The organism is Actinomadura sp. B10D3 (assembly GCF_039871695.1).
In the GTDB taxonomy this organism is placed as follows: domain Bacteria; phylum Actinomycetota; class Actinomycetes; order Streptosporangiales; family Streptosporangiaceae; genus Spirillospora; species Spirillospora madurae.
Genome location: NZ_JBDPLY010000005.1, coordinates 129594 through 141626 on the forward strand (window position 1 = coordinate 129594; position 12033 = coordinate 141626).

The 12033-nt window shown below is 77.1% G+C and carries 16 protein-coding genes; 6 read left to right on the forward strand and 10 right to left on the reverse strand.

Annotated features, from left to right (window positions below):
- Positions 1-10: 10 nt before the first annotated feature.
- Genes ABGB11_RS11250 through cydC form a run of 3 tightly spaced genes read left to right on the forward strand, consistent with a single transcriptional unit; the run spans position 11 to position 4123 of the window.
- On the forward strand, positions 11-754 hold the full coding sequence (locus tag ABGB11_RS11250) for a cytochrome d ubiquinol oxidase subunit II (RefSeq protein WP_347631605.1): 744 nt from the start codon (positions 11-13) through the stop codon (positions 752-754).
- 10 nt (positions 755-764) lie between these two features.
- Positions 765-2384: a thiol reductant ABC exporter subunit CydD gene (gene cydD / locus ABGB11_RS11255; RefSeq protein WP_347631607.1), complete on the forward strand. Its 1620-nt coding sequence runs from the start codon at positions 765-767 to the stop codon at positions 2382-2384.
- Positions 2381-4123, forward strand: a complete 1743-nt coding sequence (cydC, locus tag ABGB11_RS11260) for a thiol reductant ABC exporter subunit CydC (RefSeq protein ID WP_347631609.1) — start codon at positions 2381-2383, stop codon at positions 4121-4123. The genes cydD and cydC overlap by 4 nt, the downstream gene beginning before the upstream one ends.
- Here cydC and ABGB11_RS11265 read toward each other — a convergent pair.
- A complete protein-coding gene (locus ABGB11_RS11265; protein ID WP_347631611.1) occupies positions 4084-5634 on the reverse strand; it encodes a PLP-dependent aminotransferase family protein in 1551 nt (516 codons plus the stop codon). The genes cydC and ABGB11_RS11265 overlap by 40 nt on opposite strands.
- A 29-nt stretch (positions 5635-5663) precedes the next feature.
- On the opposite strand from ABGB11_RS11265, the gene ABGB11_RS11270 reads away from it, so the two are divergent.
- A complete protein-coding gene (locus tag ABGB11_RS11270) occupies positions 5664-6572 on the forward strand; it encodes a methyltransferase domain-containing protein (RefSeq protein WP_347631613.1) in 909 nt (302 codons plus the stop codon).
- Here ABGB11_RS11270 and ABGB11_RS11275 read toward each other — a convergent pair.
- From ABGB11_RS11275 to ABGB11_RS11315, 9 genes are all read right to left on the reverse strand, one after another.
- A complete protein-coding gene (locus tag ABGB11_RS11275; protein WP_347631615.1) occupies positions 6526-7023 on the reverse strand; it encodes a gas vesicle protein K in 498 nt (165 codons plus the stop codon). The two genes, ABGB11_RS11270 and ABGB11_RS11275, sit on opposite strands and share 47 nt — an antisense overlap.
- A complete protein-coding gene (locus ABGB11_RS11280; protein ID WP_347631617.1) occupies positions 7020-7223 on the reverse strand; it encodes a gas vesicle protein in 204 nt (67 codons plus the stop codon). Before ABGB11_RS11280 ends, ABGB11_RS11275 begins: the two co-directional genes overlap by 4 nt.
- The gene (locus ABGB11_RS11285; RefSeq protein ID WP_347631619.1) at positions 7220-8131 is read right to left on the reverse strand and encodes a GvpL/GvpF family gas vesicle protein; all 912 of its coding nucleotides are present in this window, start codon (positions 8129-8131) and stop codon (positions 7220-7222) included. Before ABGB11_RS11285 ends, ABGB11_RS11280 begins: the two co-directional genes overlap by 4 nt.
- Positions 8128-8487, reverse strand: a complete 360-nt coding sequence (locus tag ABGB11_RS11290; protein WP_347631960.1) for a gas vesicle protein — start codon at positions 8485-8487, stop codon at positions 8128-8130. Before ABGB11_RS11290 ends, ABGB11_RS11285 begins: the two co-directional genes overlap by 4 nt.
- A 51-nt stretch (positions 8488-8538) precedes the next feature.
- The gene (gene gvpO / locus ABGB11_RS11295) at positions 8539-8799 is read right to left on the reverse strand and encodes a gas vesicle protein GvpO (RefSeq protein ID WP_075022399.1); all 261 of its coding nucleotides are present in this window, start codon (positions 8797-8799) and stop codon (positions 8539-8541) included.
- A 13-nt stretch (positions 8800-8812) separates the two neighbouring features.
- Positions 8813-9064, reverse strand: coding sequence for a gas vesicle protein GvpG (locus ABGB11_RS11300; RefSeq protein WP_347631962.1), 252 nt, complete (start codon positions 9062-9064; stop codon positions 8813-8815).
- Positions 9065-9069: 5 nt separating this feature from the next.
- Positions 9070-9852: a GvpL/GvpF family gas vesicle protein gene (locus tag ABGB11_RS11305; RefSeq protein WP_347631622.1), complete on the reverse strand. Its 783-nt coding sequence runs from the start codon at positions 9850-9852 to the stop codon at positions 9070-9072.
- Entirely contained in the window at positions 9849-10286 is a 438-nt protein-coding gene (gene gvpJ, locus ABGB11_RS11310) for a gas vesicle protein GvpJ (RefSeq protein WP_347631625.1), read from the reverse strand. The genes ABGB11_RS11305 and gvpJ overlap by 4 nt, the downstream gene beginning before the upstream one ends.
- A gap of 230 nt (positions 10287-10516) precedes the next feature.
- Positions 10517-10879 carry a hypothetical protein gene (locus ABGB11_RS11315; protein ID WP_347631627.1) on the reverse strand — a complete coding sequence of 121 codons (363 nt, stop codon included), beginning with the start codon at positions 10877-10879 and terminating at the stop codon, positions 10517-10519.
- 316 nt (positions 10880-11195) lie between these two features.
- Here ABGB11_RS11315 and ABGB11_RS11320 point away from each other — a divergent pair, with 316 nt between their 5' ends.
- Both ABGB11_RS11320 and ABGB11_RS11325 read left to right on the forward strand, forming a co-directional pair.
- Positions 11196-11756, forward strand: coding sequence for a hypothetical protein (locus ABGB11_RS11320; RefSeq protein ID WP_347631628.1), 561 nt, complete (start codon positions 11196-11198; stop codon positions 11754-11756).
- The gene (locus ABGB11_RS11325) at positions 11753-12019 is read left to right on the forward strand and encodes an MrpF/PhaF family protein (RefSeq protein ID WP_347631630.1); all 267 of its coding nucleotides are present in this window, start codon (positions 11753-11755) and stop codon (positions 12017-12019) included. The genes ABGB11_RS11320 and ABGB11_RS11325 overlap by 4 nt, the downstream gene beginning before the upstream one ends.
- Positions 12020-12033 lie beyond the last annotated feature (14 nt).

Below are 12033 nucleotides of genomic sequence, written 5' to 3' on the forward strand. Positions count from 1 at the left end.
GAGCTGTTCGATGGAGTCTCTCGCGGTGGTGTTGCTGGCGTTGTTCGCCGGCGGGTATCTGGTGCTGGGCGGTGCCGATGTCGGGGTGGGGATGCTGCTGCCGTGGCTGGGCCGCGACCAGCGGGAGCGGCGGCTGGTGATCGCCTCGTTCGCGCCGTTCTTCCTGGGCAACGAGGTGTGGCTGGTGGCGGTGGTGGGTCTGGTCGCGGGTGCGTTCCCGGGGCTGGAGCACCGGCTGCTGGAGGAGCTGTATCCGCTGGTCGTGGTGCTGCTGATCGGCTGGGTCGTGCGGGACATGGGGCTGTGGCTGCGGGGCCGGGTGGACGCGGCGGCGTGGCGCGGTTCGTGCGATGGGGCGGTCGTGGCGGGCAGCTGGGCGCTGGCTCTGGCGTGGGGGGCGGTTCTGGGGTCGGTGGTGGCCGGCGGCGGGCTGAACGCCGGGAGCGTGCTGGGGCTGCCGCTGGCGGCGCTGTTCGCCTGGCACGGTGCGGGGTTCGCGCGGTGGCGGCTGCCGGCGGGTCTGGCGGAGCGGGCGGGCCGGTTCCCGGCGCGGTACGGGCTGTCGGCGCTGGTGATGGCGTGGGTGCCGGTGGTGGCCGGGTCGCAGGTGCCGTGGTCGCGGGTGGTGGCCGAGGGCGCGGGGCTGACGATGACGGCGGTGGTGACGGCGGCGGTGCTGCCGTTGCTGGTGGCGTCGCAGGCGCTGGTGTGGTGGACGTTCCGGGGCCGGGTGCAGGCCCCCTCCTACCTGTAGCGGGGCCGGGGTGAAGAAGGTCGAGCGGCGGCTGCTGGGGCTGCTGCCCCGCCGGACGGTGGCGGGCCTGGGGGTACTGGCGGCGGGGCAGGGCGTTCTGCTGGTGGTGCAGGCGGAGCTGCTGGTGCGGGCGGTGGCCGGTGTGGACGCCGGGCCGCTGCCGTGGCTGGCGGGTGCGGTCGCGGCGCGGGCGGTGCTGGCGTGGGCGGCGGCGCGGCTGGCGGGCCGGGCGGCGGCACGGGTGAAGCGGGGGCTGCGTGAGGGGCTACTGCGCGGGCGTCCGGGCGAGGAGGGGGTGGCGGGGGCGCGGGTGACGCTGCTGACGCGTGGCCTGGACGCGGTCGACCCGTTCTTCACCGGGTATGTGCCGCAGCTGCTGGCGGCGTGCGTGGTGCCGGTGGTGGTGCTGGCTCGGCTGGCGTCGGTGGACTGGGCGTCGGCGCTGGTGGTGGCGGTGACGGTGCCGCTGGTCCCGGTGTTCGGCGCGCTGGTGGGGTTGCGGACGGCGGAGCTGACGGGGCGGCAGTGGGGGCTGCTGCACCGGCTGGGCGGTCATTTCCGGGACGTGCTGGCGGGGCTGGGGACGTTGCGGGCGTTCGGGCGGACCGGGCACCAGTCGGCGGTGGTGCGTGAGCTGGCGGGTGAGCACCGGCGGGCGAGCGTGCGGGCGCTGCGGGTGGCGTTCCTGTCGTCGCTGGTGCTGGAGCTGGTGTGCGCGCTGTCGGTGGCGGTGGTGGCGGTCCCGGTGGGGTTGCGGCTGCTGGAGGGCGGTATGGCGTTGCGGGCGGGGCTGCTGGTGCTGGTGCTGACGCCGGAGGTGTACCTGCCGTTGCGGGCGCTGGGGCAGCGGTTCCATGCCAGCGCGGAGGGGGTCGCGGCGGCGGAGGCGGCGTTCGCCGCGCTGGACGTGCGGCCGGAAGCGCCGGCGGGCGGGGCGGTGCCGGGGCGCGGGGCGCCGGAGATCGTGCTGGAGGAGGTGACCGTCCGCTACCCGGGGGCGGGGCGGGCGGTGCTGGAGGGGGTGTCGCTGCGGATCGCGGCGGGTGAGCGGGTGGCGGTGACGGGGCCGTCGGGCGCGGGCAAGTCGACGCTGCTGCTGGTGCTGGCGGGGCTCGTGGCGCCCGATTCGGGGCGGGTGCTGGTCGACGGGGTGGATCTGGCGGAGCTGGACGCCGGAGCGTGGCGGTCGCGGCTGGGGTGGGTTCCGCAGCGTCCGCACCTGTTCGCGGCGTCGGTGGCCGACAACATCCGCCTCGCCGACCCCGGCGCGGGGATGGGCCGGGTCGCGGAGGCGGCGCGGGCGGCCGCGGTGGGCTTCGTGCAGGACCTGCCGGACGGGTTCGCGACGGTGCTCGGTGAGGGCGGCGCGGGGCTGTCGGCGGGGCAGCGGCAGCGGCTGGCGATCGCGCGGGCGTTCCTTGCGGGCGGGCCGGTGATGCTGCTGGACGAGCCGACGGCGCGGCTGGACCTGCACAGCGAGCGGGTGCTGGTGGACGCGGCGGCGCGGCTGCTGGCGGGCCGGACGGCGGTGCTGGTGGCGCACCGTCCGGCGCTGCTGCGGGCGGCGGACCGGGTGGTGCGGCTGGAGCGCGGCCGGGTCGTGCCGCGGGCGGCCGAGGAGGCGGCGTGACGGGGACGGGCGGCGTGTGGGGTGCGGTGCGTCCGCATGCGGTGCGGCTGGCGGCCGCGGGACTGGCGGGCGCGGCGGCGGAGCTGTGCGGGCTGGGGCTGGTCGCGTCGGCGGCGTGGCTGATCGCGCGGGCGTCGCAGCGGCCGGAGCTGGCGGCGCTGTCGCTGGCGATCGCGGCGGTGCGGGGGTTCGCGCTGGCGAAGGGGTCGCTGCGGTACGTGGAGCGGCTGGCCGGGCATGACGCGGCGCTGCGGGTGCTGGCGGAGCTGCGGGGGCGGGTGTTCGACGCGCTGGCGGCGGCGCGTGCGGACGTGCGGCGGCGGGTGCGCGACGGTGACGCGTTGACCCGGATGGTGTCGGACGTGGAGGCCGTCCAGGATCTGCTGCTGCGGTGCGTGCTGCCGGCGGTGGCGGCGGTGGTGTGCGGGGCGGCGGGCGTGGCGGTGTGCGCGCTGGTGCGGGTGCCGGCGGCGGCGGTGCTGGCCGCGGGCCTGCTGGTGGCGGGGGTGGTGCTGCCGGTGGCGGCGGCGGTGGCCGGGGGGCGTGCGGCGGCGCGGACGGCGGCCGGGCGCGAGGCGCTGGCGGTGCGTGCGCTGGACGTGCTGGAGGGCGCGGCGGACCTGGCGATGGCGGGTGCGTCGGCGCGGTTCGCGGCGCGGGCGGGGGACGCGGCGCGGCGGCTGGAGCGCGCCGAGCGGGCGGCGGCGCGGGTGTCGGCGCTGGTGGCGGGTGCCGGGTTCGTGGTGCAGGGCGTCACCGTCGCGGCGGTCGCCTGGTTGGGGCTGCGCGCGGGGGTGGACGAGGTCGGCGCGGCGGTGCTGGCGCTGACGGCGCTGGTGGCGGTGGAGTCGGTGCTGCCGCTGGCGGGTGCGGCGCAGCGGCTGCGGGAGGTGGCGCCTGCGCTGCGGCGGGTCGCGGCGGTGCTGGCCGCTCCCCCGTCGGGTGCCCCCGTGGTGGGGCCGGAGCGTCCCGCGCCGGTGCCGGCGGGGCCGCTGGAGGTGGAGCTGCTCGGCGTCACCGTCACCTACGGCGACGGCGACGGCGAGGGCGAGGGCGGGGCGGCGCTGGACGGGGTGGATCTGCGGGTGGAGCGGGGCCGGCGCGTCGCGGTGGTCGGGGCGAGCGGCGCGGGCAAGAGCACGCTGCTGGCGGCGGTGTGCGGTGAGGTCGAGGCGGCGTCGGGCGCGGTCGTGCTGGGCGGCCGTCCGCTGGAGGCGTACGCGCCCGGGGATGTGCGGGCGGTGGTGCGGGGGCTGGCGCAGGACGCGCACGTGTTCGCCGGGACGGTCCGGGCGAACCTGCTGCTGGCGTGCCCGGACGCGGGCGAGGCGCGGTTGCGGGAGGCGGCGGAGCGGGCGCGGTTCGCCGAGGTGGTGCGGGAGCTGCCGCAGGGGTGGGACACGGTGGTCGGCGCGGGCGGGCGGGGCCTGTCGGGCGGGCAGCGGCAGCGGCTGCTGCTGGCGCGGGCGCTGCTGGCCGACCCGCCGGTGCTGGTGCTGGACGAGCCGGCCGAGGCGCTGGAGCCGCCGGTGGCGGACGCGCTGACGCGCGCTCTGCTGGAGGCGCCGGGCGGGGGGACGCTGCTGCTGGTCACGCACCGGCTCGCGGCGCTGCCGGCGGCCGACGAGGTCGTGGTGCTGGACCGGGGGCGGGTGGTGCAGCGGGGCCGGCACGCCGACCTGGTGGCCGTGCCGGGCGCCTACCGCGACCTGTGGGACGCCGAGCTGCTGTCGGCCTGACCCAGGTGTGCGGTGGTCTCGCGCAGGAGGCGTCCGAGGATCGCGATGCCCTCGGTGAGGGCGGACCCGCGGACGGCCGCGTAGCCGAGGACCAGCCCGGGCGGGTGGGGGCGCTGCGCGTGCCAGGACAGCGGGTGGGTCTTGACGCCGTGGTCCAGCGCCGCCGCGGCCAGGTCGGCGTCGCCGGTCCCGGTGCCGAGGCCGGCGGGGAAGGTGATGGTCAGGTGCAGGCCGGCGGCGGCGCCGTGGACGCGGGCGCCGGGCAGGTGCGCGCGGATCGCCTCGATCATGGTGTCGCGGCGGTGGCGGTGGCGGCGCCGCAGCAGCCGCAGGCCGCGCTCCATCTCCCCCGAGGCCATGAGCTCGGCCAGCACGAGCTGGGGCAGGGCGGCGTTGCCGAGGTCGGCGAAGCGCTTCTCGGCGACGACCGCGTCCAGGTGGGCGGGCGGCGGCAGGATCCAGCCGGTCCGCAGCGCCGGGGCCAGGAGCTTGGACACGCTGCCGGTGTGGAAGACGCGGTCGGCGAGCATGGACCGCAGGGCCGGGGCGGGCGGCCGGTCGTAGCGGTGCTCGGCGTCGTAGTCGTCCTCGATGACCAGGCCGCCGCCGGCGGCCCAGCGCATCAGCTCGCGGCGGCGGCGCCCGCCGAGCACGACGCCGGTGGGGAACTGGTGGGCGGGGGTGAGCAGCACGGCGGGCGCGCCGGTGCCGCGGAGCAGGTCGACGCGGATCCCGTCGGCGTCGACGGGGACGGGCGGGGTGGTGGTCCCCCAGTGCCGCAGGTGCTGGCGGACGCCGAGCGAGCCGGGGTCCTCCACGGCGACGGTGCCGATCCCCTCGCCGACCAGGACGCGGGCGATGAGGGCGATGGCCTGCGCGGTCCCGGAGGTGACGACGATGTCGGCGGGGTCGGCGCGGATGCCGCGGGTGCGGGCGAGCCAGGCGGCGATGGCGGTGCGCAGCGCGGGGACGCCGCGCGGGTCGCCGTATCCGAGCGCGGAGGCGGGCAGGTCCCGCAGGACCGTGCGTTCGGCGCGCTGCCAGGCGGCGCGCGGGAACGCGGTCAGGTCCGGCAGGCCGGGCGTCAGGTCGATGCGGGCGGGCTGGTCGCGCAGCACGTCGAACACGTCCGCGCCCGGTTCGCCGGGGAAGGGCGCGCCGGGCGGCGGCGCGGGCGGGGCGGCGGGAGCGGTCGGGGCGGGGGCGGGGGTGAGCGGCGCGGCGACGACGACGGTGCCGGCGCGGCCGCGTCCGGCGAGGTGCCCTTCGTCGGCCAGGCGCTGGTAGGCCTCGGTGACCACCCCGCGGGAGACGCGCAGCTCGGCCGCCAGGACGCGGGTGGCGGGCAGGCGGGAGCCGACGGGCAGGCGGCCGTCGGTGATCGCCTCGCGCAGCCGCCCGGCGAGCCAGTCCGACAGGCCCCGCGGCGGGGCGTCGGACGGGTCGAGCTGGAGGAAGTCCGACCCCCGGATTATGGACCGTTCGTGTTGCCCACCATTGGACCTGTTCACCAGGCCATTGTGGCGCCACCGTGAACTCCATGGAAACCACGACGAGGTCGGCCCGGCCCGGGGACGGGCCGGGCGGCTACGTGCACGGATATTCGGGGCGGGAGGCGCGGCGGCTCGCCGACCAGGCCGACGCGCTGGCCGCGCTGCTGCACGACGGCACCGCCTACCCGCCCGGGAGCCGGGTGCTGGAGGCGGGCTGCGGCGTCGGCGCGCAGACGGTGCACCTGCTGGCCCGCTCCCCCGGTGTGCGGCTGACCGCGGTGGACGTCTCGCAGGCGTCGCTGGACCAGGCGCGCTCCCGGGTCGCCGCGGCCGGGCTCCCGGCCGAGGGCGGCGGCGGGCGGGTGGAGTGGGTGCGGGCGGACCTGCACGACCCGCCGTTCGCCGACGGGGCGTTCGACCACGTGTTCGTCTGCTTCGTTCTGGAGCACCTGCCCGACCCGGGCGCGGTGCTGGCCCGGCTGCGGCGGGTGCTGCGGCCCGGCGGGACGCTCACCGTCATCGAGGGCGACCACGGGTCGGCGTTCTTCCACCCCGACAGCGCCCACGCGCGCGCCGCCGTGTCCCACCTGGTGGCGCTGCAGGCCGCCGCCGGCGGCGACGCCCTCGTCGGGCGGCGGCTGCGGCCGCTGCTGACCGCCGCCGGATACGCGCGGGTCACCGCCGGCCCCCGCACCGTGTACGCCGACGAGGCCCGGCCCGGCCTCGCGCGGGCGGTCACCCTGGACACCTTCACCGCGATGGTCGGGGCGGTGCGCGACGACGCGGTCGCCGCGGGGCTCAGCACGCCCGAGGACTTCGACCGCGGCATCGCCGACCTGCGCCGCACCGCCGCCGGGGGCGGGACGTTCCACTACGCCTTCTTCAAGGCGACCGCGGTGAACCCGCCGGTCAGTCCTCGGGCAGCAGCGGGCCGAGGGGGCCGAGGTCGAGGTTGAGGTCGTGGTCGTCGAGGCCGAAGTGGTCCTTGAGTCGCCCCATCGCCTCCTCCAGCCGCATCAGCGCCAGGCCGAGCGCCTCGACCTGCTCCTCGGTCAGGTCGCCGCCCTCGGCGCGGCGCAGCGCCTGCCGCTCCATCAGCTGCCGGACCAGTTCGACCAGGGTGAGGACGAGCTTCACCAGGTCCCGCTCGACCGTCTCGGGGTCGGACCGCAGCCGCTGCATCGTCCGCGACGACCGCTCCCGCGGCCCTTCCCGCGGCTCGCGGACGGGCGCCGCCCGCACCGGCGCCGCCCCGTCGAAGGGGGGCCGGTCCGGCGCGGCGCGGTAGGAGGCGGTGCGGCCCGCCAGGATGTCGTCGGTAAGCGGGTCCCCCGCGGCGGGGTCGTGCACGCTCACCTCGCCCGTCACCGGCTCCCGGCCGGGACCGGTACGTGTCGGTCGGTTCATGGGCTGTCCTCCCCGAGCAGTTCGTCGCGGACGGTGGTGATCAGCGCGCGCAGCGACACCTGCACCAGGTCGACGTCGGCGACGGAGATGACCAGGTCACCGGCGATGACGACGCCGCCCGCCAGGAGGCGGTCCAGCAGGTCCACCAGCGCGATCCGCTCCAGCGGCGCGTCGCCGCCGTGGTCCAGGACGGCCGTCACGCCTCCCCCGCCTCCCGCGCCCTCCGCGGGGGCGTGGCGGCGCCGGGGCCGGAGGTGTCGATGAAGGAGTAGGGCGGCCACGGCCCGGTCACCTCGACCTCGATGCCGTCCAGCCGTCCGGCCGCGGCGCGCGTCACCGCCAGGAACCCCTCCACCTGCTCGTCGTCCAGCAGGTAGGCGACGTTGAGGATCTGCGTCCCCGGCCGGCCGGACAGGCGGGGGTCCTGCGGCGGGTGGTGCCGCGAGGCGACCGCGTGGTCGGCGAGCTCGGCGTGGACGGCGTCGGCCTGCCCGGCGACCCGGCGTCCCGCCTCGGCGCGGCGGTGCCGCTCCTGCTGGCGGCGCCGCAGGTACGCGGTCCCGACCCCGCCCGACGCGGCGCCGCCGGACGCGGGCCCGCCGGGCGGGGGGTTGTGGCCGGTGGGGGGCTCGGCGCTCGGCACGACCCCCCCACCGGAATCCTGGGCGGGTTCCTCGCCGCGCAGCAGTTCGGGCGCGGCGTAGGCCTTCACGCCCCATTCCGAGCGGCCCGAGACCAGGTCGAGGACCTCGGCGAACCGCTCGCCCTGGGCGGCGAGGACCTCGGCGACGCGGGCGTCGTCGCGGTAGATCGTCGCGATCCGCACCGGCGCGGTGGGGGCGGCGTGCGCGGCGCGGTCGACGACGTCGTGGTGGGCGCGGGCGGTGGCCTCCAGCCACGCCAGGTCCTCCAGGTTGGCGCGCAGCGCGGCCTCGCCGTACTCCTCCAGCCGGACGGTGCTGACCAGCGCGGTCAGCCCGCCGGCGTGCACGCCGCGCACGGGCGCGCCCGCGACCCCGGAGGTGTCGCCGAGCGCGGCGGGGTCCAGGCCGCGCGCCACGCCGTACAGGTAGACGGCGGTGTCGCCGGCGAGCGGTGCGGCGGTCATGATCGGGTCTCCTTCCCGGTCCCGGCGCCCGGCTGGTCGCCGGCGGCGGCCTCCAGCGCGGCCAGGCGCTCGCGCAGCCGCCGGTTCTCCTCCCGCAGTTCGCGGTCCCCGCCGGCGTCGCCGCCTTCGCCGTCGACCTCGCGGCGGGCCTTGGACGACAGGGACGGGTCGTGCTCCCACCAGTCGATGCCCATCTCCTTGGCCCGGTCGACCGAGGCGACCAGCAGCCGCAGCTTGATGGTCAGCAGCTCGATGTCCAGCAGGTTGATGCGGATGTCCCCGACGATCACGATTCCCTTGTCGAGGATGCGTTCCAGCAGGTCGGCCAGGTTGGCCGACTGACGTTCCCCGGCCATCGACCGGGCCGGGGAACGTCCGCCGGTCCAGGAGATCTCACTCAATGCCCCTCAGTCCCTCTCCACTCGTCCGCGGGGATAGCGGCGGGCGCGCCGGTAGGCGACCAGCTCCCCGTCCGCGTCCACCTCGGTGTCGTAGACCGCGAGGATGTCGGCGGAGTCGGGGATGCGGCGGGTCTCCACGACCTCGACCGTGATCCGCCAGCCGTCCTCGCCGGCGCGTTCCACCCCGACCACGCTCTCGGCGCTGCGGCCGGTCATCGCGGTGACGTGCTCGACCGCGCGCTCGGCGGCCTTGGACGCGGACAACATCGGTGGCCTCCCGTCAGCCGCCCGGCTGGTAGCCGCGGGCGCGGCCCTCGTTCAGCCGGCGGATCAGGTCCTCCTCGCGGACCGCGGCCTCCTCCTCGGTGATCTCGCCGTCGGCGACCTCGTCGGCGATCTGCTGCATCTCAGCGGCGATCCGGCCCGGGTCGTACAGCTGCGCCTCGGCCTGCTCGGTGAGGGTCTCGGCCAGCCACATCACGCCCCGCACGGGCGCCAGCGGCAGCGTGACCAGCCCGGTGAACAGTCCCATCGCGCTCACGCCTCCGGGACGAAGTCGTAGGGCGGCAGGGGCCCGATCAGCCGGATCTTGATGCGGTCGCCGTGGCTCTGCCCGAGCCCCTCGACGGCCTCCTCGAACCTGGCGCGGCGGTCGGCGCGGACCAGGAACGAGGCGTCCAGGACGTCCTCCTCGCGGGCCGGGGACTTGCGCACGAACGCCTCGGCGGCGGGCGCGGCCCCGTCCAGCAGGACCTGCCCGTCGACCTCGCGGCGCCGGTCCATCGCCTGGGCGATCAGCTCGCCGAGCCGGACCCGGTCGTAGTAGACGGCGTCGGCGGCGTCGGCGGGCACCTCCCGCACGCGGCGCGACAGCTCGGCGATCTCCGGCTCGGCCGTCATGATCTCGCGGAGCACGGCGTCCTGGACGTAGGTGGCCTTGACGCGCAGCTCGACGCGGCCCTCCAGCTGGTCCAGGACCTGCCCGAGGCGGTCGGAGTTGCCGGCCAGCAGTTCCTTCTCGACGGCGTCGCGGTCGGCGAGCGCGGCCCCGAACCGGAACGGCAGCACCACGGTCCCGGCGTCCACCAGGGCGTTCAGCACCCGCTGGTGCGCCACCAGGTCGGCGCGCTCGCCGAGCGCGCGGCCCTGCGGCAGGTCGCTGACGACCGCGGCGCACACGCCGCCGTCCTCGACCAGCGACACCGGCCGGTCGTCCAGTCCGGCGACGTCCTGCGGCAGCGGCGCACCCGAGCGGACCACCCCGTACACGTACTGCGGGACCCGATCCCCGGAGCCGCCGGGGGTCTGCGGCGTGGTCATTCGTCCTCGTCCTCCTTCTTGCGGGAAGAGCGGCGCCGTGCGGGCTGCTTGTCCTCGTCGGAGTCGTCGTCGGAGCCGCCGAAGGTCTCCTTCAGCCGCTCCTGGGCGCCTTCCAGGGCGCCGCGGGTCTTCTTCTTGGCGCCCGACTCCTGCGCCTCGCCCAGGAACTGCGGCAGGCCCTGGGACGTGCCGTCGTGGGCGATGTCGAGGCGGTTCACGGCCTCGGCGAACCGCAGGTAGGTGTCGACGCTGGCGACCACGATCCGCACGTCCACCGTGAGGATCTCGATCCCGACCAGCGACACCCGCGCGTACAGGTCGATGACCAGTCCCTTTTCCAGGATCAGGTCGACCACGTCGGCGAGGCTGCTTCCCGAGCCGCCGCGCTGCACGGTGGTGCTGCCCGACGTCTGCTGGGCGATCGGCCCAGTCATGTCATCTCCTCGTCTAGGGGGTCTTGCTTTTGCACGACCCCCGGTGTACCCGTGCTGACCTTCCTAAACGGGCTGCCCGTTTCCGGTCACCCCTGAGTCAAAGCGGCGGGAGGTGGTTCAGCACGCCGCGACCCCCCGGAGAACAGGCGTTCTCCGGGGGGTCGCGGGATGGTGGTGTGACTCCGGCTCCTTCCACGGCCGCCTGAGGCATCGGGCGGCCGTGACCGGGGTCAGCGCTTGCGGGCGGTGATGCGGCCGACCACGACGCCGGCGGCGGCCGCGCCGACCAGCGGGACGGCCCGCAGCAGCCGGCCGAGGGTGAGGAGCTTGGCCAGCCCCGCCACCTTCCCGGGCAGCGCCGTGACCTGGCCGCCGGCCTTGGAAACGCCCTGGGACACGCCCTGGGACACGCCCTGCGCGGCGGTGGCGGCGGTGCCCTTGGCTCCGGCGCCGGCGCCGCGCGCCGCGTCCTTCGCGCCGCCGGCCGCGCCCTTGGCGGTGCCTCCGGCGGCCTTCTGCGCGGTCCCGGCCGCCTTGTTCGCGTGCTTGCCGACCTTGCCGGACCCGTTGCCCGGCGCCGAGGGGGTGTCCATCATCTTTTCCTTCCGTCGAGGGGTGTGCGTCCGTGCACGTGTGTTCGGGGGTGCCGGTACTCGGCCACCAGCGCGGCGTCGGGCACGCCGGTGCCGACGCCGAGGGTGAAGCGGCTCCCGCGGCCCGTGCTCCTCGGCGGACGGGAAGTACCCGAACCTGGTCATCCGCGTCCGGTCCTCCCTGCTCGTCGGCCACACTCGGGGTCCGTACCGGCCCGTATCGCGGCCTACCCCGCCAAAACTCCGCAAACATCCCGCCGCCCGGCGGGCGGGGGCGGTGGCGGTTGAAACCGTCCGTCCGGGTATTGCGAGGGTCATGCCGGCCCGCGCACCCGACCCCGAACCCGCCCGGCCCCTCTCCCCCGCCGAGCCGGTGGCCTGGTGGGCGGTGCTGCTGGGGTGCTACCTGGCGCTGGTGTCCACGGTGTCGATGACGGAGATCATCGTGGGGGCGGTGGCGGCGGGGGCCGGTGCCGCCGCCGCGGTCGCCGCGCGCCGCGTCCTGCTCGCCACCGGCCCCTCCGAGGGGGACGGCGCAGCGGGACGGGGGACCGTCGTGCCCGCTCGGCTCGTGCGGCCGATCGTGCGGCTGCCCGCCCAGATCGTCGCCGACACCGCCCGCATCGCGGTGCGCGGCGCGTCCGGCGGGCGGTGGGTGACCCTGACCGCCGCGCCCGGGTCCGCCGGACGCGGTGTCGCGACCCTGCTGGTGTCGACCTCTCCCGGTACCTACGTCGGAGGTGTCGACCCGGTGCGCGGGATGCTGCGCGTGCACCGCCTCGCCGGCGGGCCGTCCCGTTTCGAGCGTCGCCTGCACGACGCCGGGCTGATCGGCGAGCGCACCGAGCAGAGCGAGCACGGCGGGGAGCGGTCGTGACGGCCGCCGCGGCCGGTACCGCCGTTCCGGCACTCGTCCTCATGGCCGGTGCGCTGCTGCCGGCGCTGGCGGCGACCCTGCGGGGTGGTCCGGCCGGGCGCCTGGCGGGGCTGATCGCCGCGGGGCCGGTGGTGACGCTCGTGCTGGTGCTGCTGGCCGCCGCCTACGGCCGTCCCGCCTACCTGGACGTCGCGCTGGTGATGGCGCTGCTGTCGTTCGCCGGGTCGCTGGTGTTCGCCCGGTTCCTGAGCCGGACTCTGTGAAGGGAGGGACGCCG